Annotated in this window: 13 protein-coding genes; 5 read left to right on the top strand and 8 right to left on the bottom strand. The window is 44.2% G+C overall.

Going from position 1 to position 25,612, the window contains the following annotated elements; genetic code table 11:
- Positions 1 to 28 precede the first annotated feature (28 nt).
- From ACH11B_RS09845 to ACH11B_RS09835, 3 genes are read left to right on the top strand one after another with little or no spacing between them, the layout of a single operon-like run.
- Positions 29 to 3,406, top strand: a complete 3,378-nt coding sequence (locus ACH11B_RS09845; RefSeq protein WP_377613603.1) for a TonB-dependent receptor — start codon at positions 29 to 31, stop codon at positions 3,404 to 3,406.
- On the top strand, positions 3,406 to 4,704 hold the full coding sequence (locus ACH11B_RS09840) for a RagB/SusD family nutrient uptake outer membrane protein (RefSeq protein WP_377613604.1): 1,299 nt from the start codon (positions 3,406 to 3,408) through the stop codon (positions 4,702 to 4,704). The genes ACH11B_RS09845 and ACH11B_RS09840 overlap by 1 nt, the downstream gene beginning before the upstream one ends.
- Before the next feature lie 19 nt (positions 4,705 to 4,723).
- Positions 4,724 to 5,638: a phosphodiester glycosidase family protein gene (locus tag ACH11B_RS09835; protein ID WP_377613605.1), complete on the top strand. Its 915-nt coding sequence runs from the start codon at positions 4,724 to 4,726 to the stop codon at positions 5,636 to 5,638.
- A 238-nt stretch (positions 5,639 to 5,876) separates the two neighbouring features.
- On the opposite strand, the gene ACH11B_RS09830 is transcribed toward ACH11B_RS09835, so the two are convergent.
- From ACH11B_RS09830 to ACH11B_RS09795, 8 genes are all read right to left on the bottom strand, one after another.
- Positions 5,877 to 7,448: a DUF4832 domain-containing protein gene (locus ACH11B_RS09830; RefSeq protein ID WP_377613606.1), complete on the bottom strand. Its 1,572-nt coding sequence runs from the start codon at positions 7,446 to 7,448 to the stop codon at positions 5,877 to 5,879.
- Between the two features lie 89 nt (positions 7,449 to 7,537).
- Positions 7,538 to 9,184, bottom strand: a complete 1,647-nt coding sequence (locus ACH11B_RS09825; protein ID WP_377613607.1) for a RagB/SusD family nutrient uptake outer membrane protein — start codon at positions 9,182 to 9,184, stop codon at positions 7,538 to 7,540.
- A 31-nt stretch (positions 9,185 to 9,215) separates the two neighbouring features.
- Positions 9,216 to 12,242 (bottom strand): TonB-dependent receptor, encoded by a 3,027-nt coding sequence (locus ACH11B_RS09820; RefSeq protein WP_013665165.1) that lies wholly within the window; start codon positions 12,240 to 12,242, stop codon positions 9,216 to 9,218.
- A gap of 393 nt (positions 12,243 to 12,635) precedes the next feature.
- Complete coding sequence (locus ACH11B_RS09815) at positions 12,636 to 16,691, bottom strand: response regulator (protein ID WP_377613608.1); 4,056 nt, start codon at positions 16,689 to 16,691, stop codon at positions 12,636 to 12,638.
- Positions 16,692 to 17,047: 356 nt separating this feature from the next.
- The gene (locus tag ACH11B_RS09810) at positions 17,048 to 18,628 is read right to left on the bottom strand and encodes a RagB/SusD family nutrient uptake outer membrane protein (RefSeq protein ID WP_377613609.1); all 1,581 of its coding nucleotides are present in this window, start codon (positions 18,626 to 18,628) and stop codon (positions 17,048 to 17,050) included.
- A gap of 14 nt (positions 18,629 to 18,642) precedes the next feature.
- A complete protein-coding gene (locus ACH11B_RS09805; RefSeq protein ID WP_377613610.1) occupies positions 18,643 to 21,912 on the bottom strand; it encodes a SusC/RagA family TonB-linked outer membrane protein in 3,270 nt (1,089 codons plus the stop codon).
- Positions 21,913 to 22,128: 216 nt separating this feature from the next.
- Positions 22,129 to 23,136, bottom strand: a complete 1,008-nt coding sequence (locus tag ACH11B_RS09800) for a FecR family protein (RefSeq protein ID WP_377613611.1) — start codon at positions 23,134 to 23,136, stop codon at positions 22,129 to 22,131.
- A 182-nt stretch (positions 23,137 to 23,318) separates the two neighbouring features.
- Positions 23,319 to 23,954: an RNA polymerase sigma-70 factor gene (locus tag ACH11B_RS09795; protein WP_377613612.1), complete on the bottom strand. Its 636-nt coding sequence runs from the start codon at positions 23,952 to 23,954 to the stop codon at positions 23,319 to 23,321.
- A 563-nt stretch (positions 23,955 to 24,517) separates the two neighbouring features.
- On the opposite strand from ACH11B_RS09795, the gene ACH11B_RS09790 reads away from it, so the two are divergent.
- The gene (locus ACH11B_RS09790; RefSeq protein ID WP_013665159.1) at positions 24,518 to 24,748 is read left to right on the top strand and encodes a DUF433 domain-containing protein; all 231 of its coding nucleotides are present in this window, start codon (positions 24,518 to 24,520) and stop codon (positions 24,746 to 24,748) included.
- Complete coding sequence (locus ACH11B_RS09785) at positions 24,745 to 25,110, top strand: DUF5615 family PIN-like protein (protein WP_013665158.1); 366 nt, start codon at positions 24,745 to 24,747, stop codon at positions 25,108 to 25,110. Before ACH11B_RS09790 ends, ACH11B_RS09785 begins: the two co-directional genes overlap by 4 nt.
- Positions 25,111 to 25,612 lie beyond the last annotated feature (502 nt).

Genomic DNA, 25,612 nt, shown 5'->3' with positions numbered 1-25,612 from the left:
TAAATTAAACTCAAACCTTACAAAGTTAATGAAATTAGTATTTCATGCAACGGCTACGTCATTACGGTGGCCGCCTCCACGAACATTTAATCAACTGAAATTCATCATGAGATTTCAACTAATTGTCGGTTTACTGCTTTCGGTATTTATCCAAGTGAGTGCATCGACTTATGCACAAAATGTGTCGTTGAAAGTAACGAACATGCCCTTAGACCAAGTATTCAAATTGGTCGAAAATCAAACGGAATATGTATTCCTTTACGATGATCCGAGTTTCACTACCGAGAAGGTGAGCTTAAACCTGCAGCAAAGACCCATAGAAGAAGTATTGGAAGCCTGCTTAAAGAACTTACCCATCTCTTATAAAATTGTCGATCGCAATATTCTCTTTAAACGAGATGAAAGGCAAGTCGAACCCAGGAAGCCAAGCCTCCAACCGCAGCCAGTTAGCGGACAGGTAAGGGATACGACAGGCAATCCACTGACGGGGGTCAGCATTATCGTAAAAGGAAGCACACGCGGCGTAACAAGTGATACACAAGGACGTTTTCAGTTACCGGTAAGCACGGGCGATGTGCTGGTTTTTAGTTTGATCGGCTATCAAAAGCAGGAGCTTAAGATGACAGGCCAAAACCAGCTGCAGGTAGTCTTGAAAATCGATTTGTCGGATTTAGAGGAAGTGGTTGTTATTGGTTATGGTCAGCAGAAAAAGCGCGACCTCACAGCGGCAGTATCATCTTTCAAACCGACCGAAGAAAATGCGAGACCTGCATTAAGTCCGGACCAACTGATACAAGGGCGCATGCCCGGCGTCCAGGTGAGCGCCGGTTCCGGTAGCCCGGGTACGGTAAATCGGGTATCCATCCGTGGTATCGGCTCTTTGAGTGCAACGAACGAGCCGCTCTATGTAATCGACGGAATACCCGTCGTGAACCAAAATGCTGCTTTACTGAATTTTGGTGAAAACATGAATCCGCTCGCGCTGTTGAATCCGAGCGACATCGAATCGGTGGAAGTGCTGAAGGATGCAGCCTCGGCAGCCATCTACGGAAGTCGCGCCACCAACGGCGTCATCCTCATTACCACCAAATCAGGCAAGGCCAATCAAACCAAGTTTGGCGTTGACGCTTTTACCGGTGTATCGGTAGTGCCCAATACGGATAAAATGAAAATGGCCGATCCGGATCTGTACCTGTCGGTCATCAATGAGGCGATCGACAATTTTAATACACAGTACGATTACACCCCCGGTGCTAAAAATTACATGGAGCGCAAGGAAAACCCCTTTCCGGGCGAACCGGGCACCGATTGGTTTGATCTGATTACACGTCCGGCCCATACCACCAGTTTGTCCTTATCCTTCACCGGTGGTACCGATAAAACCAGCGTATACTTATCCGGCAATTACCTCAGTCAGGAAGGAGCCTTTATCGACCAAAAGTTTACGCGTTATACCGGTAAACTCAATTTAACGCATAAGCTTTATAACTGGCTCGAATTCGGGGCAAACACCAGCTATAGTTATTCCAAGAATAAACGCGTGCCGGGATCGAACCTAGGAACCACCATGATGGGGCGTTCTTTGCTCCAACGTCCTTTCGATCGTCCTTTTAAGCCAAATGGCGAATATTATTTAGGCGGTACCGACGAATTGATCTATCACAATCCTTTCCAGATTATCAATGAGCAAAACGTATCGCTGGATAATTACCGATTTTTGGGATCTTTCTTCGGTACGGCCACCATTACGGATGGACTGAAATTCAAGACCATGCTAGGTACCGATCTAACCTATACCCTTGACAATATTTACTATGCCGAAGACCATCCTTATGGAACGGGCATCGGCGTAAAATACGACAATCGTCGCTTTACACCCAATATCTTATGGGAGAACACCTTGAATTACAATAAAACCTTCGATAAACTTAGTGTGGAAGGATTATTGGGTTACTCCTATCAGCGTCTCAACCTGTCCAGCTCCAACATAGAAGGTAGCGGTTTTCCTTCTCCTTCCTTCCAACAGCTTTCGGTAGCTGCCTCCATTCTTTCGGCAGGGACTAGCTTGACGGAAAGTGCTTTGATGTCGATATTCGGTCGTTCCAATCTATCTTGGGATGATAAATACTTACTGAGCCTATCCTTACGTGCGGACGGTTCGTCCAAGTTCCATCCGGATAAGCGTTGGGGCTACTTCCCATCGGTATCCGCCGGCTGGAATATCTCCAGCGAACCGTTCTGGTCGCTTGCCGGTACAACAGCCAAAATTCGCGGCAGTTATGGTGAAACGGGTAATCAAGATGGTATCAGCAGCTACGCTTACCATGCCCAAATGAGCGGAGGACGCAATTACAATAATCAAAGCGGTATCGGTGTCAGCACTAATGGTAACCGCGATCTGACCTGGGAAACGGCCCGACAATATGGAGCCGGCTTAGACCTTGGTTTGCTCGGTGGCAAACTGAATCTGACGGCCGATTATTTTATCAAGAAAACAGATAACTTATTATACAGCAAACCCGAGCCTTCCACTTCCGGGTTTACTTCGATCATCAGCAATATCGGCTCAATGGAAAACAAGGGTTGGGAGTTTTTGCTGAACGCACAGGTCCCGCTAGGACCCGTACAATGGTCATCCGACTTCAACATCTCCTTTATCAAAAACAAGCTGACCTCCCTGATTGGTGACGAAGCGCTGTTAATCGGCGCTAACATGACCCTGCAGGTCGGGCAGGAAGTAGGTAGCTTCTATATGTATAAACAGCTCGGAATTTACCAGTCGGACCAGGAAGTGCCGGAATCACTCTATAAAAATGGGGTACGTGCGGGCGATGTGATGTATGAAGATTTGGATGGCAACGGAGCCATCAATGTGTCCGACCGACAAATTGTGGGCACTGCCAACCCGGATTTCTACGGTGGATGGAACAACAGTTTCCGCTTTAAGAACTTCGACTTCAACATCTTTTTCACCTATTCTTACGGTAACAAGGTGTATGCAAGTTATCGTGTCAACACCGACCGCTTGGGTAGCGGTTTCATGAATATGACCGAGCGAGTAGCTAATGAGCGTTGGACCGGACCTGGAACCAGCAATACAACCCCGCGTGCCATTTACGGCAATAGTTGGAATACCCAAAATTCTTCCCGCTTCTTAGAGGATGGTTCATACATACGCTTACGGGCATTAAATTTTGGTTACACCTTGCCAACACAGGTTGCAAATAAAATCGGCATGAAACGACTACGGGTATATGTACAGGGTGATAACCTACACCTGTGGACCAAATACCGCGGCTTTGATCCGGAAGTAACCAATGATTTCGATCCGCAATTTATCGGACAGGACAACTTGATCTTGCCACAACTGCGAAGCTTCAATATCGGCGTTAATATTGGATTTTAATGAAGAAAAAATTAAGCATGTATAAAACAACAGCAATTACCGGCATCTTGGCAGTCCTGATGCTGGTGTCCTTCTCTTCTTGTACCAAACTCGACTTCTATCCGCAAACTTCAGTAGCACCTGAAACGGTAAGCGAGCGCGACATGGATGCCTTGTTAAACGGTATGTATAATGCCGTGCAAAACAATCAAGGAAGAGAATCCTACATTATGTTCGATTTAGTAGGCGGCAACCTGATTAATGCTTCGGGCGGAAGCGAGCTCGCTTTTATCCGTAACATCCTGCGTACCGACTACAATTTGGTCAACAACAACTGGAGTGGCCTATACCAGTCGCTGTACCAGGTCAACAACGTCCTCCATATCATGGCCGGTTTGCCGCAATCTGACAAACGCACGCGGATTGAAGGTACCGCCCACTTCTTCCGTGCTTATATCTATTATAATTTGGTAAGCCGATGGGGCGACGTGCCCTTAATCTTGGAAAACACCACTGAACGCGTATCGCGTGATCCTTCGAGTGCTGTGTGGAGCCAGATCGAGGCCGACTTAGCGATAGCCCTGGAAAAAGCACCGGCTTTCGAAGGTGACTATTACTACGTATCGCAGCAAGCAGCAAAGGCTTTGCTAGCTCGCGTCCTGCTCGGACAAAACAAACTGGCAGAAGCGGCCCAAGTGGCAGAAGAGCTGATTGCCTCCGGGAGCTTTTCATTGGATCGATTCGACAAAATATTCAGGCATACGGAGAACACCGAAGAAATATTCTCCTTTAAAAATCTAACCGAAGAATCGAGCATTACCCTGAGCACTTTATTTTATACTTATGCGCATGACGTAAGCGGCTCATACGTTTATAAACCAACCGATGAAGTGATGAACCTATTTGAGGAGGGCGACAACCGCAAAGATATGAGCATCGCAACGGTGAGTTCACTGAATGTAATCAATAAATACCCCAGCGGCCAAACAGGAACCGACCCCATTCCGGTTATCCGCCTGGGCGAAATGTATTTAATTGCAGCCGAGGGGAAAGGTTTGGCAGGACTGCCGCAGTTGAACGCATTGAGAGCCGCAAGAAACCTCTCGCCCATCAATCCTTCCAACGAGGCCGAATACCAAGCAGCCGTAGCCCTCGAGCGGCGACGGGAGCTACTCGCAGAAGGTTTTCGTTGGTTCGATTTGGTCCGCACGGGTAAAGCCGTGGAGGTGTTGGGTATTGAAGACTATCGAACCAAATTTCCGATACCCGATTACGAGCGCGAGGTGAATCCGAATCTCACACAGAACGAAGGTTACTAACCCATTAACAGCATCAAATATGAAATTAAACATAAAGCAACAGGTATTAGGGTTTATTCTCGCCCTTAGCTTCCTCGCGGGTTGCGAAAAAGACGAGAAGGGCACGGTCCGGATTCTGGATTACACACGAAGCGAATTGACCCTTCGCCTGCAAGAAAACAGCACGCTGATTCATCGCGTATATAGCGATACGACCTTAGAATTACACCCAGGCGTGCAGGAGACGGACATTCACTACCAGGATATAAACGGCCATACCATGCGGATATTTATAGTAGAGGCCGACATGAATCAGTCCACTATTCAATTACATCCCTTAACACCCAACGGCGCAACCGCCTATGGCCGTCAATCCGTTCCGGAAATGGTAGAACATGTAGATTCGACATCCAAGGTGCTTTTTGCTTCCAATGCCGACTTCTTCAACGCCACAACAGGCGAGCCGCGTGGCATTGTATACTTATCGGGGCAAGCCATTCGTAGCACCATTCAGGCGGGCTGGACCTTTTTCGGTATCAGCAAATCAGGCCAATTAATGCTGGGAGATGACGCTGATTATAGGGCACAAAAAGCCGAGATCTTCCATGCCCTAGGCGGCCACCAACGCTTAGTAAAAGACGGTGAACCGATAAGCCACACAGACGCTTCCGTAGAACCTCGTACCGCGGTAGGATTTACGGCAGACCATAAGTTATACTTTATGGTGGTAGACGGAAGGAAATACGATTACTCCTATGGCATTAACTTTACCGATCTGGGCCAGCTCATGCATGCCTTAGGCGTCAAGGAGTCGATCAACCTCGATGGTGGCGGTTCGTCCACCTTTCTCATAAACAATCCATCAAGTACGTCATACGAGATCAGAAACCGTCCTTCGGACGGAACGCCGCGGGCAGTTGCTAATGGATGGGCTATTGTGGCTACCGGAAATTAGTTGTTGGTTTTTAGTTACCGGTTGTTAGTTGTTGGTTTTTAGTTACCGGTTGTTAGTTGTTGGTTATTGGTTATGAGTTGCCGGTTGTGGGTTCTGAGAAGAAACGCTCATAGAAAAAAACCTACTTAACGTTTCAACTACTTAACAACTCAGCGTCTCAACGATTTAACAACTTAACGGATTAACGGTAGCCGTTAACCAATTAGCCAATTAACCAATTGGCTAATTGGTTAATTGGCTAATTCACCCGTACATCCAGTAACTTTAACCATCCCTCCGTTGTCACCTCATCGTCAACCGGAAGCTCTATGGCCGGTTTATTCCCTTTGGACGTATCCACTATCGCTACAGCCCAAGCATAAGTGCCGGCGGGTAAATCTACCGTTGGTTTGAAATCATAAGACACCGGATTTCCGATTAACCAATTGGAAGGTTCGCTGTTGGTATCGACAAACACCTTTTTCACCTGGTTATTCCCGTCCAAAAGTGCAAAAGCAACCTTATACTTGTAGTTCCATTGCGGGATATTATTGGGAAAATAGCCCCAGCCCATATTTTTCCAACGATGGCTAATAGTTACCTCCGCTCCACGATTGACATTTTCGGGTAGGTATAGCTCATCGGGATACAATCGGTAACCACCTTCAGACACAAAACGTTGCACCAGCGAAAAGGCTTTCTCAAACCAAGAAGCGGTTTCCCCACCAACACGAAAATCCATCATATTGACATGTGCTTCGGCCGATGCGTCAAACTCTCCCTGTCTTACATCTTCGGGATGCCCCTCGCGGTATTTACCACTTGGGTCAATCCAATAGCGGTGTGTGCCCGTGGTAATCCAACCGCCCTCCATAATAATCGGGCGTTTATAATTCCATGTTTTAGCAAACTGCTTTTCCCAGCTTTGATAATAATCAGTCATACCGAAAGCATCGTGCCGCAAGCTGTATCCTTTGTTAATCGCACTCACTAATAATTTGTCGCTGTTCGCATTGGGGGCTCCCCAACTCGCCGGATGCCCAACCAATCGGTGGTAATTAATCACCAAGGGAACCTTGGTAAAGGTTCGCGCGTACAAGTCGGTCACCCAATTAAAAACCTCCTCTTTAAGTCTTTCTGTATTTTCACCCGTAGAAGTCGCAGGATCTTCATAGATCACATTATGCGCCTCTCCCCATTTGCCTAAACCATAAGCATCAATAAATGCCGTACGATCGGGATCGTTAAATTCGGTGGCTAAAGCTTCGATGAACTTAGCATAATATCGTTGGAAAACAGGATCCTGTGGTATGGGGGTTTTCCGGTCAGGAAATCGTGCGTTCTCTAAATAATATTTCGCACCGGCGTCGAAGACAAACTGTGGTGTATTGGCACCCTGATCACGTCCATCTACTACAATACGGAAAGCGATGGGCACACCCCGCTTTTCCGCTCCTTTGATTAATTTTGCGATTCGGGAAGTAGAATCATTCCAGGCATAAACTCCGTCGCTCGGGTTCAGGGATGCCCAGCTGGTACGGACATAACAGGCCGAGGCGTAGTCGATGGCCTTTACTTTTTTACCTAAGTCCGGTACATAAAATTCCGTATCCCAATACGATTCATCGGCGGTACGCGCCGCGTACATCACCCAACCATTTAAGGGATTGCGCAACACCGAACTGTCGTTATAGCTAGGTTGTACTAGCGTATTGTCTCCATGATCGCTTGTTGCATAATTAGTAATTTCTTTCGAGCAGCCAAATGACTGAAAACCGAGAATCAGCATCAACGCAGATTTGATGACCGTCTTACCATCTAATTTTGTCATAATTTTTACTTAAAGATTTATATTTAATTGATTTATGGAAATAGCATATTTACGAATCGTCATAAGTGTGTATCATTCGCTATCCGCGTCTATTGGCCATATCCGGGATTCTGTGGGAATTCAGCATCACGGTTCGCATCGATAATCACCTGTGGTATCGGCCACAGCGCATGATAATCCTGTATTTTACCTTTGATGGCATTGTTGTACATCCTTACGCGATCAACCAGCTTCTTGGTACGCACCAAGGTAAATCGTCTACTTTCCTCTCCTACTAATTCCCGGATACGCTCATCCAACAGAAAGTCCATCGTCATCGCACCGGCGTCGATTAAAGACGCCCCCGCACGTGCCCGTATTACATTGACCGCCTCGGCTGCTTTGGCCGGGTTATTTTGCCCGAGGTAAGCTTCTGCAAGCAACAAGTAGGTTTCCGCTAAACGAAATTTCATGCGGTCTTTATAACTGCCGGTGAGGCTTAGGTTCTCAGCCCGGCCATAGAAAAACTTCGTTACCGCGGGGAATAAGGACTTGGTTGTGAACCAGGTTTGTTCCGTGATAGTCGCTTTTTTACCGTACAAGGAGGCCTCATTTACGTTGTTATAATACCAATTGCGTTTAATATTATAGTTTGAGTTACGTATGTCTGTTGCATCAAAAATACCGGCAACATTACCTGTAGCATTGGTTCCTTGAGTGCCTACCCACCATTTCATCGGAACGATTTGCGCCAGGCCACGTCCACCTAAGGTGTCGGCCAGCACAAAACCTAACACATCCTGATACTTAGGATTCCACGCCCTGCGTGTCCAATCATCCGAGTTGGTGCCCCCACCTACCGTGTTAAATTCAAACTGCAATACCCAGATGCTTTCCCGGTTGCCACTTGATTGCCTATTTTGATTATTTTCGATAAACAGGTCGCTAAATACATCCCCGGCCGTATTTTGTTTGGCTCCGAAACGATTTTTCATCAACTCATAGCGTCCGCTATTAATGACGGCTAAGGCAGCTTGTTCAGCCAGTTGGTATTCGCCCTGTAATAGGTACATTTCACTCAATAAGTGATAAGCCGCCCATTTCGTCAGTTTACCATCTTTAACCTGATCCGGATTTTCCGGAAGATGTTCCGCTGCAAATTGCAGGTCAGCCACAATATGCTCCAGCACTTCAGCTTTGGGTGTCCGGGTAAAATTCAGCTGAAAATCATATAAAATAGTTTCTACATACGGTACATCTCCATAGAGGTACACCAGCGTACGGTAAGCGTAAGCGCGAAAGAATCGGGCCTCTGCCTGAAAACGTGCTTTATCCGTCGGCGCATCCCAGTTGGTGTTTTGATCCGCATATACCAGTATTTCATTTGCCGAAGAGATCAGGTGATAAGCCCAATTCCAATAGGTTGTTACAAACTGCTGGGAGGGCGTCAAGGTCAGGTTAGCAAAAGGCATCAACGAAGCGTCGCTGTTGATGACATCCACAATATCCGTTGCCGCCTGCAAGGCTTCATACGGACAAGCACCATTGTGGATATAAGCGCCCCCTTCTCCATAGGTATTATACTCCGAACGGGTCAATGCATATAGTCCCGCACTGCCCACCTCAAAGCCATACGTACCGGTAAAGGTGTTAGTAGGTGCCAGCTCTGTCTTCAAGTCTTCTTCAAGAAAATCTTTACACCCATTCAGGGAAATGAGTATTATAAAAGCTAAGCTTATTTTTATAAAAGTCTTCATTTGCATATGTTTAATTCCGTATTCCTATTGATTAGAAAGTTAAATTCAGTCCGAGCATATACGACCGAGCCGTCGGAAAAGAGGCCATCCAACTGTTATCGTAATTGAGCACCTGTCTGATATTCGAGAAGGTATGTAGGTTATTGACACTCACATTCACATCAATGGCGTTTAAGCCTACCTTACGAGCGGTTTTTTGCCCGATCCGGTAACCGAACGTCATGTTCTTAATCGCTACATAGGAAACCTTTTTATAATAGCCATGCCCAAAGCTATTGGTATAGCCCGGAGAAACGATGCCGGCTGTTGGGTTTTCAGGTGTCCAATAATTGGCACCATGTACATAATTGGTTATTCCAAAAGTCCACGAGCCAAAATTAGCCAGGTTATCATCGCGCCAAACACCAAACACACCGTTTATCAGACATGAAAAGTAAAAATTCTTGTAGTTTATCCGATTACCTATTGAGCCGGTGAAGCTTGGCATTTTGGATCCGATAATTTTCCGATCATTCGCGTCAATGTATCCATTACCATCTACGTCCTCCAACCTGGCAGATCCCGGCTCCGCACCCGTCTGGATTTCGCGCTCTTTTCCGTTCGCGTCGGTGAAAGAATACGTATCACCTGCTTGCCAGATTCCCACCATGTTGTAATCATAAAAAACCCGTAAAGGTTTATCGATAAACCAGTTATTGGCAATATCATCTAAATGGTCGCCCCGTAGTTCAACGATTTTATCGCGGTTTAGCGAAAAATTAACATTAGAACTCCATTGAAAATCTTTTTTTTCAATATTCACCGAGTTCAAAGCTATTTCAATTCCTTTATTGCGGGTTTCCCCTACATTGTCCCAGATTCGGTTATAACCGTTCATAATTGGCACCGTCCGCATCATCAGCAAGTCTTTGGTTTTAGATCGATAGAGGTTAATAGCACCCCCCAGGCGATTGTTAAATAACTGAAAATCCAGACCGATATTAGCCGTATAAGTCGTTTCCCATTTCAGGTTCGGGTTACCAACCCCATCACCCGCCAGATACGCCGTATTCACCGCCGTACCACCATCGCCCCAGATGTATTTCACGTTCGAATAGAGGCGATCCAGCGTTCGATAAGCCGTGATTGCCTGATTCCCATTAGCTCCATAAGAAGCCCGCAATTTTAACATGCTCACCCAATCAAGATTGTCCTTTATGAAATGCTCTTCGCCCATATGCCATGCCAGGGCAGCAGAAGGGAAAAAGGCATATTTATTATTCACGCCGAAGACCGAAGCACCATCGGAGCGGCCCGTTAAGGTGGCCATATATTTACCTTTATAGGCATAATTCAGTCGGAACATATACGACAACATTGCTGTTTCAGACAACCCGGACGACATGGTTATATTGCGTTCGGCGGTATTCATCATATAATAGCTCGTATTGTCCGTTACGAAGCCATCCCCGCTCTGGGCAGCGCTGATGCTTTTATTCTCCTGTATACTAAACAGCGCGGTTGCGTCAAAACGATGATTATTGATTTCGCGTTCATATTTGAGCAGATTCTCCCAAGTATAATTGGTTGTATGCCCATTGCTAATACGGGCGCTTCCACCCACTTGTCCCGCTTGCTCCCTCCCGATAAAGGTATTACGTCCATAATAGGTGCCTGTAAAATTGCTTCGATAATTGTATCCGTAATTGGAACGGAATGACAAACCCTCTATCGGTAAACGAATATTCGCATAGGCACTGAGGAAAAAATTCCGATTCGTTCGGTCTTGATCCGCATTTACGTTGAGCATGGGGTTGGTGATCAGTGAATACTCCATCGGCTCGTACACATAATTACCCGCGTCATCTTTGTATTTTCCGTAAGGGCTCTGCTTGATAGCATGTTCGATATTCGGCGTAACACCACCATCCTCTCTTTGTACAAACTGAACACCTATGCCGGTTGTCAACCAATCGTTGAACGTTTGGTCGATATTTGTAGAGAGGTTATAGCGCGTAAGTTTTGAATTATAAACCACACCTTCCTGACTCAGGTAAGCTGCCGCGGCCATGTACTTCGTTTTTTCTGTTCCACCAGATATGCTGAGCTGGTGATCGGTGGTCAGTGCCTTCCGGAAAATGTAATCCTGCCAATCGTGAGTAATGCCTTTGATGTAGTTCTCCCGCTCCGTAAGACTGATGATATTTCCGCTCACCGGATCGAGCAGCTCGCCGGTATAACCCTCTCTTAAACGACCGATATCCTGTTGCAGTTTGATGTATTCCTCCGGCCCCATCACGTCAATCCGTTGCATCGGTTCGGCCATTCCAAGCTGCGCTCGGTAAGCCACTTGCGGCTTTCCTTCCATACCTCTTTTAGTCTGAATCAGTATAACTCCATTAGAGCCCCTCGACCCATAAATTGCCACCGCCGAGGCATCCTTTAATACCGTCAGGTTTTCAATGTTATTGGGATCGAGATCCGTTAAGGAGCCACTATAGGGAATTCCATCCAGTACAATTAAAGGCGAATTACTTGCTGATAGTGAATTCTCTCCGCGGATGAGCAACGTTTGGTCTTGCCCCGGTGCAGCATTGGTGGTGGTAATGCTAAACCCGGCTACCTGTCCCACCAATCGGTCCATTAAATTGTTGGTAGAAACCATTTCCAATTGTTCCTTGCCAACCACTGAAAGACCGCCCGTCACGTCTTTCTTCTTCATGCTGCCATAGCCCACCACCACCACTTCATTAAGTTGCTGCTCGCCCGCCATCGTTATATTCATTATGCCGGACGGATTTACTGCCACTTCTTGGTTGATATAGCCGATATAAGAGAAAATCAGTGTGGAGGATGGCGAAGCTTGAAGCCTATAGTTTCCATCTGTATCCGTTACGGTGCCTGTACGCTGATCTTTAACCCGAACGGAAACACCTACAAGGGCTTCGCCGCTTTCATCAACCACTTGTCCTGTAATTTTAATCAGTTGTTGTTGCGAATAGAGAGGCGTACCTGACAGCAAAAAGAGAGCAAGTATCGCCCAGAAGCCTTTCAGCTTGATGCGATTTTTTTTAATCATGTAAATTTAGATTTAGAAAAGGTTAACGTTAAAAAAGCAGTTACTTCTTATGTCATCCTATATATTTAGGTACGTGATGACCGTTTATTTTGTTGGATATTATTTTCTATAGGCAAATAGATTTTATGGTTAAACTTAATTTACTATCGGCACCTGTTTAGGTACTACGATAATTGGCTTACGCTGCAAAACTAAGCGAAGCCCTTAATAGGGATGGTATTGATTTGTACAGAAATGGTTCTATTTTGTACGGGGCAGTTTTAAGTTTTAGGTTTTAGGTTTTAAGTTTTAAGTGGGGCTTGTGCTACATTCTCCACAAAATTCTCACTCATCACCCATCATTCATCACTCATCACTATTCCCCTACTCAACGATTCAACTAATCAACTAATCTCACAACTCAACTTTCTTCCTAAACTCCGTTGGGGTCACTTCAAATTGCTTTTTAAAACAGATGCTGAAATACTTGGGGCTATTAAAACCTGTCAAATAAGAAATTTCGGATATGGTGAGATCAGATTGTTCTAATAATTGTGCGCTGCGTTTAAGTCGTATATCCAAAATAAACTCCTTAATCGACATGCCGAGTATGTCGTTTATTTTTTGGTATAAGAGCGTGCGTCCGATTCCCATATCAGACACAAAGGATTCGACATGATAATCCATATTACTCATATTTTTTTCGATGTGTTCCATTGCCCTTCGGAGTAGGTCTTCGTCGGCAGAAGAAATGGTAATGTTTGCAGGTTCGGCAATATATTTTTTACTATAGGACGCCTTCAGTTCATTTTGGTTTTTTATCAGGTTATCTACCTGCTTAAGCAGATAATCCATATCAAAGGGTTTATCTATAAATACATTCGCTCCACTTTCCAGTGCTTTAATTTTGTTTTCCGCATGCTTGCCCAACGCCGATAGTACAATGATCGGGATATGACTCGTTTTGATGTTGGAACGGAGTTTTCGGCAGACAGCAAAGCCATCGGCTTCGGGCATCATCAAATCGGTAATCACCATTTGCGGAAATATCCGTTCGGTTTTTGCGATGCCCTCATAACCATTGCAGGTAGCATATACATTATAATGCTCCGATAATCGTTGCTCCATATAAGAGCGTAGGCTGGGGTCATCTTCAATGACAACGATACTATTCGCTTTACGCCTTGATTTATCAACCGCTTGTGTCTCTGCCGATTCAACCAACATATTGTCTATTTCTGCTATCGTATATTCATATGATCCCGGCTTATCGCCCGTTTCCTCAGTATTAGCAGTAAATGGCAAAATCACCGTAAAAGTAACGGTAGAATCGGTCGAGTATAAGCTGACTTTCCCCGCTAAATAGCTAACCAATTCTTTCACAATGGACAGACCTAATCCGGTACTTTTTTCAAAAGCCGGCTTTCCGATAGACAACCGGTTGAAAGATTCAAATATCACGTCTTTCTTATCGTCCGGAATCGTCGCGCCGGTATTGGTAATAGCAACTGAAATATAATCGCCGTGCAATGGCGGAATTAGTCCGCACGCTGCAAGTTCTTCCCGTCCCGCTCTCTTTATTTTTACACCAACAAAGCCATTTTCGGTTGTGTATTTTATAGCGTTAGAGAATAAATTAGTGAATATCTTTTCGATTACATCGTAGTCAAATTTCGTATAGAAACTCTCCATTTCGGATTTCAAATCTGTTTCGATTCCCTTTTTATTGGCATAAAGTTCGAACAACGAGAAAATATCGCCAATGTACCGGATAATATCGCCCAGTTGCTGATTAACCGTAATTTTTTGACTTTCTATTTCTCTGAACTGGAGCAATTGGCTGATCATTCGTTGAATGCGATTTACGTTCTTTTCGATGAGTTGTACATAGGTCGCCGCAGATCGATTTTCTTGTAAGGTTTCTTTCAATTGTTTCAAGGGGTCGACTACTAAGGTGAGCGGTGTTTTCAGATCATGCGAAATATGGGTAAAGAAATTAATCCGCGCCTGCGTCAGTTCTTTCATATTTTGTTCTTTGAGTTGCTCCATTTCAAGCCGATGCTCGAATATCTTTTTATTGGTGAAATACCTCCAGATAAAATAGATAATGAATAGTACGAGTAACATATAGGCGATGTACGCCCAGACAGACAAAAATGGAGACGGCTTTATCCGGAAATACAAAGCAGCCACATCATCGCCCCATAAACCGTCGTTATTGGCAGCTTTTATTTGGAAAATATAGCTTCCCGAAGGTAAATTAAAAAATTGAACCGACTTCTGACCTCGGGCGAGCGTGAACCATTTATCCGAAAGACCCAACATCCGATAAGCATATCGGTTTTTTTCGGCTTGCAGGTAACTATTAGTGGAAACCCGTATTTCTATATTCGACTGTTTATGAGAAAGCACGATCTTGTTGTCCCTATCATCTGCATAAGAAAGGGTAGCAATGTCTTGCTTTAGCAGTGCATTTTTGTCTCCCGGAACTGCCTTTTTGTTATTAATCAATAGATCGGTAAAAAAGACTTTCGGTTTTTGGTTATTTCGTGTGATCTTACGGGGTGTAAACATAATGAACCCATTGGTTCCACCAAATAACATTTCGCCGGTCGAGGTTTTAAAACACGAACGTGCATAAAATGTACCGCAAAGATTTGTAATATCAACCGGAAATTTGCTAATCCGTTTGTTACCGTCTTTATAACAGTATAATCCGTCATTGGTACCGAACCAGACATCCTTTGAATCGCTATCTTCCAGTATGCCAAAAACGGTTTTTGCCGATAAGCCTTCCTTTTCGCCAAAATTGACATAGCTTCCGTTGCTGTCCAACCGGTTAACCCCTCCCCCACGTGTTCCAAGCCAGATTACCGAATCTGATGTAACGGCATAGGAACAGAGATTATTTACGGCATAAGGTGCGTTGGCTATATAGTGGTGTTTTAAAATGCGTCTGGTGCGAACGTGTACAATATACAATCCGGTATGTGTTATGAGCCATAGCTGATCACCTTTATCCCGAAAAAGAGTTTCAATCCGCAATCGCATCGCCTTCCCCTTGGCATCAACGAGCGAGACGACTTCTATCTTTCCATTTTTTGTATTCTTGTATATCAATTCCGCATCCGGATCCGTCATCCAAATACCCGAATCAGCTTCCATGGCGAAATCGTAGACATTAAGAGGTTGTGAGCTTATCGGATGATTAATCGGCAATTCCACAAAACGATGTCGGTGCTCATCAAAATGGGCCACTCCCCCGTTAAATGCTGAGCTTTGCAAGCTCATACTATTTTTGTCGTAGTGCAGGCTTTTAATCATATTCGATCGTATACCACTTTTATTTTCCTGCGTGTAATATGAAAAATGATCTGTTTTTCTATTCCAGTAATTTACGCCCCCGCCTTCGGTACCGATCCATAAATTACCCTGCGTATCTTCTTCAAAGCAGCTGACGATCGGATGATTTAAACCTCCTAAAGTCGGTTTGAAATAATTGAGATCATTATCGAAAAAAGTCATGTAAGCCAATTTCCCGCCATACATACCGATCCATATACCCCCATCCGGATCCGGATAAATAGACCAAACCGAATTATTTGGAAGCGAGTACGGATAATGCAAGTTGGATCGAAGCAAACGTGTCTCTTTTTTAAGCGGGTCTACCAAGAAGAGACCGGATTGCGTGGCGACCCATACAATATTTGATGCATCCAGGTAAAGGCTCTTAGTTGTGGCCGACTTTCCGTCACCGAGAGCGAGTGTGTACTGTTTTTTTACCTTCCCTTCCCGGTCGCACTCAAATAATCCGTGGCTATGCGTCAGTATATACGTCTGCCCCTGATGCACGATTAAATCCCTTATCACATAATCTGTGTTTCCCAGATCAGCAAATAAATGGTATCGTTTAGTCTCTTTATTTACCCGGTACACTTTTCCTTTTGAAGCAACATAGGTGTTATTTTCTGTGTTTATTAAAGCCGATATGGCGAGCTTTGATACGAGCGGATATTCGGTTATTTCAGCTAAACGATCCGGATGGAACGATTCGATTTTATTATTTCTGACCAACCAGATCATCCCATCTTCCGCGACCAGCAAGGTACCGATATTGCCTTCCAATATGCGGTCAAACCGTTGGCTTCGGTAATTGAAGCGTAGCAGTCCGTGGTTTGTAGCCACGTATAATCTTTTAGCCTGATCGGTAATTACTTGCCCGTAGTTCCAGTATTCGCCGGGCGAATAGCTTGTAACGAGGTCATTCATCTGTATAAAAGAATGACCATTATATACGAACAAGGCGTCATATCCGCTAAACCATATTCTACCTATACTGTCTTTGGTAATGCTATGGATACCCCCGTAGTAAGAAGTCTCCGGCATGGCATGAAATCGATAATCCGAAAGAGAAATGGCAAAACCGGTCCACGGCAGTAAGAAGAAGAATAGGAAGATCAACAACCTCATAAATGAAACAATTAGGTTTATTTTAGCAAACGTAGCGACTACGTAAAGCAAAGATAGCATATTACGGTTAGCTATCAGCAGTCAGATATCAGATATCAGATATCAGCTTTAATAATGTATTATTACAGTGGCATGGACAGTTGCTCTAGCACAAGCTCCTACTTAAAACCTATCACTTAAAACTTATAACTAAAAAGCTATCAGCAGTCAGCTTTTAAAACAAGCCATTACAGTGACACGGGAGGGGAGCCCGGTCGCAAGGGGCTAAAAGATTGTTGCAAGAATCTTTGTAAAACCAACTATAGGGAGTAGGCATAAAGCCTACCCCTTATAAATTGACACAGGTTAACACATCACTACCAACCCGGATTTTGCGTGATACTACCATTCAATGAAATTTCATTAGCAGGAATAGGCCATAAATAATCTCGGGAAGGATTGAAATTTCTTGTTTCGACCAACACATAATTATTATAATCACTGCGACTGCTATCGAAGTTATTGAAGATTCCTAAAGCCCTACCTGGCATAACTTGCTCCGCAATCCGCCACCTGCGAATATCAAATAGCCGGTTATCCTCGACAGGGAATTCCACATGGCGTTCCCGCCTAACAAGCTCCCTTAACGCATTTTGATCGGGATGCGTCGCGGTTGTAGCCGCTGGCATGTTAACGCCATTCCGTTGCCTTACCTGATTAATAGCATCGTAAACCGATTGATCGATCTGGCCGCTTTCGATTTTTGCTTCCGCATAGGTTAGCAGTACTTCCGCATAGCGCAAGATCATGACATCAGCCGCTGAGCTTGTTTCCCATCCCCCACTGATGGTGGTAGGCACGTATTTTTTATAGTAATAGCCCGAGAATGAAGCATTGGACTGTCCGAGTGCATCCGGCGATCCCGGTTTGGTAATATCAATTACGGTATTGTTAACCTGTGTACCGGGGACCACAATGGTTAACGTTAAACGAGGATCGCGATTTTCAAAAGGACGGTTGGCATCATACAAGGGTGATTCATCAATCGGCAACCCATCCACACACTCATAAGCATCTACCAGTGATTTTAACGGCACAATCTGCCCCCAACCGGCAAGACTAGGTGCACCGATCCAAGTCGCATTGGGATTAGGGTACACATTGGGTAGGTACTGTGCTGAGACGATAATTTCTTTACTTTGCTTATTATCACCATTAAACAAACTCAGGTAATTATTGTCGATTTGATAGACGCCTAAATCCATCACCTGTTTGGCCGTTTCAGCTGCCTCCTGCCAACGTTCGTTATAAAGTTCCACCCGTGCTTTTAAGGCCAATGCCGCACCCTTGGTAATCCGTCCGTACTCGCTCGCTGCATAGGTTTCCGGTAAATCATTACTAATATCACTGAGTTCATCCAATATAAATTGAACAACTTCAGCCTTCGGTGTTTTCTCAATATCAAATTCTTCCGGCGCTTGGATGTGGGTGATCAGGGGCACATCGCCAAATAAACCCGTCAGCTGTTGATAGGCATAGGCTCGTAAAAATCTTGCTTCGCCCAGCAGACGTGCCTTGATGGCCGGATCGAGATTCGGTACACGGTCAATATTGTCAGTCACATCATTTGCCCGGGCCACCTGTTGATACAGATTTTTCCAGAAATTGCCAAAGGTACCGGTACCTGGCGTGGCACTGCCATTGGCAACAAATTGAATATCTACCGGCCAATTACTCCACGAGTAGCTATCATCAGTGGCACAAGAAATAAAAAAACGTTCGTTAGAACCTAGATAGCGGTAAATCTCAGTAACTGTACGTTCAGCATCCTCTTGCGACGACCAATAGGTTGTATTCCCCAGGTTATCCAAGGGCTGTCTATCCAAGTCTTTCGAACAGCCGGCCATGCAAAACAAAATGGCCGCTGTCAGTATTTTTATATAGCTTTTATGTATCATGTTATTGCTGGATATTAAAAGTTTGCGTTTAAACCAAAAGTGATTGTTCGTACCTGCGGATAGTATCGAATATCATTCGGTGCTTCCGGATCCACATCTTTCGGTAAAGAAGAAAAAGTTAACAGGTTCTGGCCGGTAGCGAAAATCCGCAAGTTGCTGATAAATGTTTTTGCTAAAATGGATTTAGGCAACCGATAGCCAATCGACACATTCTTAAGCCGCAGATAGGCGCCACTTTTAACCCAGAACGACGAAGGTTGATAGTTTACCGCAGAGGTAATCAACCGGGGGAAGGCCGCATCCGTATTTTCCGGTGTCCAGCTATCTAACCAATTACTGCGAATATTACCGTCGAGGTTTTCCCTAGCCTTTTCAATATTAAGCGTATTGACGTCCACCTTCCCAACACCTTGAAGAAAGGCACTGAAATCAAAATTCTTATACGATGCGCCCAAGTTAATTCCGTAATTATAACGAGGAATATTGCTACCCAAATAAGTAAAGTCATTCACAATATCAAAAACTCCATCATTATTCAGGTCCTCGTAGATCAAATCGCCCGGCCCAACGGACGGAGAAATAACCGCATGCTGCGCAACCTGTTCAGCCGTTTGGTAAATGCCAGCCACCTGATATCCGTAAAAGGCACTGATAGGCCTACCGACGAAATTACCCGTTGCAATATTATTGCTATTGATTGTCACCTGGTCAGCTCCTTTCAGATCCGTAATCTCATTACGTACATCCGAAACGTTCAAACCGATGCTGTATTTAAATTCATCACCCAACTGGTCTTGATAATTCAGAGCAAGCTCCCATCCCGAATTCTTGACAGAAACTGCGTTTTGTACCGTTGGCTCCAAGCCTACCGACGAAGGAATGGGTAAGTTGAACAAAATGTCCTTTGTTCTCTTATCGAAGTAATCGAAGGTAACATTCAGTTTTTTGAACAAGGTAAAGTCCAATCCAAAGTTGGCAATATTGGTGGTTTCCCAGGTAAGCCCACTGTTCGGATAATTCCGCAAACCCGCGGTTTGATAAAGTACACCACCTATCGGATAACTATTTAAAAAGTAGTTGGATTGATACGGATAATTACCATCAATATTGTCTCCTAAGGCTCCACCGCCGAGTGCATCATTACCCAAGACACCATACGACGCCCTCAGCTTTAGATCCTGCACAAAAGAAACATTCTTCATGAAATTCTCCTGCGATATCCGCCAACCGGCAGAAGCAGAAGGGAACCATCCCCAGCGTTCACCATCTGAAAAGCGCGAAGAACCATCCCGACGAATGTTTGCCTCAAAAAGATACTTATCATTAAACGTATAATTGACTCGTCCGAAATAGGAGATTAAAGTATATTGCTCCGCACTACCGGTAGCTACCTGACCATCGGCGGCACCGGCATCAATCTGGCTTAAGTTGCCATTCGGTAAATTGAGTCGCATACCACTCAAATTGTCCGTATATTGATTTAAATACGAAGCTCCACCCAGTAATTTGATATAGTGTTTGGAGAAGGTTCTTTCGTAATTGGCCAAAGCCTGATAGTTCTCATTGCGGTATCCTGTATAAATCTTACGGATGTCGTTCCGACCGATTGGTGCATCCAGATTAACATAGGTAAACTGCTTCGTATGTTGACTATTATACATCGTCTGCATATTATTCGATGCAATAGCACTTAAAGTCATACCTTCAACCGGACGATAATTAAGGCGAAGATTGCTGGTATAAAGTTGATCTTTCAAACTATACAAACCGCCCTCTTCCTGAAGGCGCAGCATATTATTTTCGCCCCGCAAAGCCCGCCAATTTCCATTCTCGTCTTTGCTGGATTGGATCGGCGTCACCAAATAAGCTTGGCCAAACTGAAACCAGGCAGCATCTCCGCTAGGTGCCTGCGGTTCATCCCTGTTGGCAATACGGGCAGAAAGATCCGCATTGAAGTCGAGCTTATCCGATATCTGGAAATCAGTATTCAAGCGTAAGGTAAGGCGATCAAAATTCATGCTTTTCACCAGCCCTGCCTGGTCAAAATAATTGCCCGAAAATCGATATTTCGTTTTTTCGCTTCCCCCGCTGAGCGATACATTATGTTGCTGTTGGAAGCCCGATCCTGATAACACATCTTGGTACCAATTGTTGTCCGGATAAGCAATCGGATCCCGGTTGGGGTCATTATAGGCATTAATACGATCTTGCGTAAACTGCTCAGATCCTCCCGAATTGGTATACATAAGATTCACCAACCGCATATAATCCTGCGCCCCCACAAAATCCGGCGTGCGAATGGCCTCTTGCCATCCAAAATAATTGCCATAGCTAACCTGAGGCTTATTAGCAGCCCCTCTCTTAGTGGTTACCAAAATCACCCCATTTGCTGCACGCACCCCATAGATGGAAGCAGCGGCTGCATCTTTCAAAACAGATACCGACTCAATATCGTTGGCATCAATGTCATTCAAGCTGATGGTATTATCATAACGAACTCCATCGATTAAAACCAAAGGACTATTATCATTTAAGGTTCCCAAGCCGCGTATACGCAATGCACCTTGGTCGCGCCCCGGTTGCCCACTACTGGTGGTAACTGTTAAACCGGCCGACAAACCTTGCAAGGCTTGAGATGCTTGCCCAACGGGTTGTCTACTGATATCCTCTTGTTTAATAGTCGCTACCGAACCGGTCAAATTCACTTTCTTCTGCGTGCCATAGCCAACAACCACTACCTCATCTAAGCCCTCGGCTGCCAGCTGCAGCCCTGTTCTCAGTTCCTTTTGCCCGGTATAAGCCAATTCAGTCGTTTCATAGCCCACATACGAAAACACCAACACCTCACCATTCGCTATGTCGACCTGATAACGGCCATTAGCGTCCGTCACCGCTCCCCTGTTTATCCCCTTAACACGTACGCTCACGCCTGGCAGCGGGTTCCCCGCTTCATCTACCACCACACCGCTTACCGCTTGCTGTTGCATGGGATCGTTAATAACGATCAGGTTATTCTCCAACAAGGTATAAGAAATACCCTTCTTAGCCAGCACCCGATCTAAGACTTTCACAACCGGCTCTTGTTCAGCTGTTATCGTTACATCATTTTGGGTAAAGACGGCATGCTGGTTAAAGACAAAACGAAAATCCGTCTTCGTTTCCAGTTCATTCAGCAGATCGGCAATGCTGGCCGATTTGAGCTTCAGCGATACCCTGCTTTGCGCTTTCACCGCTGAGTATGCCTGGAGCTGCACTAGCAGCAACAGGATCAAAGTAACTTTCATGGTTATTAGGATTTGAAAAAGCAAACGCTTTCTAATAACACCACTTAGGTGCGAAAAAAAAATCATATTTTTACTAGAATTAAGTTAAAGCCAGCTTTCGCCAAAAAGCTGGTGTGATTTTGATTTAATTATACATCTTGTGGAAGCTGCCCGCCGCAGCTTTCACTTTTTAGGTTGGGGGTATCGTTTCGTTCATACTTAGGTGGTTGTTAAAAATTAGTCATATATCATTATTTTATCCGATGCTTGTTGATAGCTAAAATTACTGGCCATTTTCAGCGCTCTTAAGATCTGGCCGATATCTTCTTTCTCAAAGACGGCATTAAAGCGCAAGGCAGGCGCCCGCTTTCCCTGAAATTCAATTTCGACACCATATTTTCTTTCCAATGTACGGGCCAACTCTTCAAATGGCGTATTCTTGAACACCAATTTATTATCCAGCCAACTGGTCTCGATTGAAAGCGTGTCTTTTGGATAAAAAAAAGAGATGCTGGACCGTTCGATTATCTGCTTGGAGGGAGCAGCCTCCTTGGCTACCAGGTTATAGATCGTTAACTTTTCCGACGGTTGTAAGCGAACCGTTTTCTCTGCCTCACCTTTCAAAGACACTTCTACAGCCCCTTCAATCAAGCTGGTTTCCGTTTTATTTTCATCGGGATAAGCCCGCAGGTTGAAGGAAGTGCCCAAAACTTTCAAATGTGCATGGAGTGTACGCACAATAAAGGGACGTTTCTCATCTTTCGCCACTTTGAAGAAAGCTTCACCTACTAAGTAAACTTCGCGCGTGAGCGAATCGAACGTCTTTGGATAAGTTAAGCTGCTCGCCGCATTCAAGGTAACGCTCGTGCCATCTTCCAGTACCCAGGTCCGTTGCTGATTCGCTGTAGAAACCTCCTGATCCGGGTTCCACGCCATCTGATAGAACCAAAAGGCTAAAGAAACCAGAACGAGCACGGCTGCCGCTGCCGTTAAACGCCATAAAAAACTCGGGATTAGCTTTTTAGGAGCAGCTGGCGACTCTATCTTACTCAGCACTTTATTAAACAAGTCTTTATCGCGCTCACTAGACGTTTCCTTACGATTCCAATACTGATGTAGCAGCTGATATTCCGCCTTCAGTTCGCTGCTACTTTCCAATAAATCCTTAAGCTCAGCGGCTTCTTCCACAGTCAGTTGATCACTCAGTTCCTTTGCTAATAAATACTCAAATCGTTGATGCAGCATAAAATAAAATGGAAGAGATTCAAATAAAAAATCGGTCCGTATTTTAACAGACAGTTTTTTGACAGGAAATGCGTACAAGAAAGAAAAAAAAAGTTATAAGTTTTATGTTATAGGTTATAGGTCTAAGGTAGGATTTCTGCTACTGCAACTATTCAACTACTCAACTACTTCCCTACTCACAGCTAATACCTAATACCCCAAGAGGCAAGAAATAAAAAAAGCAATGTAAAAAGCTTATTCTTTGTAGCAAAGTAATCCCGTTTATTATAAGCTTGTAGCCATTCCCGTAATTTTTGAATTGCCCGGCGCATATGGGTTTGCACTGTTCTTGGAGAGATGTCTAACAGATCGGCCACTTCCTGGTATTTCATGCCATCCTCCTTGATCAAACGAAAAACGAGCAAGGTTTGTGTCGGTAAGCGGGCAATGATACCATCCATTTTCATAAAGAACTCTTTTTTTTCGAGTTCGCTGTTCGGATTACTCGTGTCTACCAATATCACTTCATCTGTTAGACTGGTTTGTAATTGCAAATGAGAGTATTGCTTCACATGATTCAGCGCCCGGTTTTTTACTGCCATAAAGAGGTAAGCTTTCGGATTTGTGACATGCTGTAATTCGGCCCTTTTATTCCAGCAGGCAACAAATACATCGGAAACAATTTCTTCCGCAGCATGTTCATGATGAATGATGGTATGGCAAAAATTGATGAGGTTACGGTTCAACTGAAGAAAGAGAAGTTCGAACGATTTGATATCATTCGAAAAGCATACTTGATCCCACAAGTATTTTAGTTGCACGTTAGGTTGGTCAGTCATACATCCTTCTCGAACGTCAAAGATACACTTTATGATGAAAAAATCACGCTCGTTCCAGATTAAGTTACGATCAGCTTTCAATGGCACATAACCTGTGCTAGTTATAAGTTTTACGTTTTAAGTTAGGGTTTTTAACCATTCCCTACTCACAAATAGTGAACAAGGGAACCTGTTAGCAGGGAACCTGCCATACTCACTACTCCCTATTACCTACTCACAAATAGTGAACAAGGGAACCGGTTAGCAGGGAACGAGACCCTATTAACTACTCCCTACTAACTACTCCCTATTAACTACTAACTACTCCCTATTCACTACTCCCTATTCACAACTCACAAATAGTGAACAAGGGAACCGGTTAGCAGGGAACGAGACACTATTAACTACTCCCTACTAACTATTCCCTATTAAAAAGAATTGAGTATATTTGCATTAGAACGATATTTAAACTTCATATTCGATAATGAACAATTAATTAAGATGAAACCGTCATAATCCGCAAAAATCACACAATGGAATGATTAGATCATGACAGCTTCATCGCCAATAAAAAAATTAAACGGATGAAAAATTTAGAACGCATAGTACTAGATCCAGCTGTAATGGGAGGGAAGCCTTGCATAAAAGGTGTAAGGGTAACGGTTGGTACTATAATTGGCTTATTAGCCTCAGGATATTCTAATGAGGATATCTTGAAAATGTACCCCTACCTCCAAATTGAAGATTTAAAGGAAGCACTAGCCTATGCAGCTTGGCGCTCAGAAGAAATTGAAGTACCTTTAGCTATAGCATGAAAGTGCTAGTTGACATGAACTTATCTCCCGAATGGGTTGATGAGTTAGCAAAGAGCGGTATAACGGCAATACATTGGTCCACGGTCGGCAGATTTAATGCGCCCGACAAAGAACTTATAAGCTGGGCACAGAACAATGATTGTATTATTTTTACGCATGATTTAGATTTTGGAACTGCCTTGGCGCTTACCGGAGCCATAAAACCAAGCGTAATACAAGTCAGAACGCAAGACGTAACTGTAAAAAATCTTAGGTCAATGATTGTATCAGTATTAACAGAACATCTTGAGATACTAACAAATGGTGCATTAATTATTATCGACGAATATAAAAAGAGAATAAGAATCCTACCCCTAATTTAGCATCTGCAAATACTATTCAAAACTCCAAATTCCTCTACTCTACAATTTAACTATTTCCTATTCCCTACTCACAAATAGTGAACAAGGGAACCGGTTAGCAGGGAACGAGACCCTATTAACTACTCCCTACTAACTACTCCCTATTAACTACTAACTACTCCCTATTACCTACTCACAAATAGTGAACAAGGGAACCGGTTAGCAGGGAACGAGACCCTATTAACTACTCCCTACTAACTACTCCCTATTCACAACTCACAAATAGTGAACAAGGGAACCGGTTAATAGGGAGCCTGGCATTTCCACTATTAACTACTCCCTATTAACTACTAACTACTCCCTATTAACTACTAACTACTCCCTATTAACTACTAACTACTCCCTATTAACTACTAACTACTCCCTATTACCTACTCACAAATAGTGAACAAGGGAACCGGTTAGCAGGGAACGAGACCCTATTAACTACTCCCTACTAACTACTCCCTATTAACTACTAACT

This window comes from Olivibacter sp. EAT-5 (assembly GCF_044784325.1).
Classification (GTDB): Bacteria; Bacteroidota; Bacteroidia; order Sphingobacteriales; family Sphingobacteriaceae; genus Olivibacter; species Olivibacter oleidegradans.
Note: the sequence above shows the minus strand (reverse complement) of the source record. Positions and strands in the feature narration are given on the sequence as shown.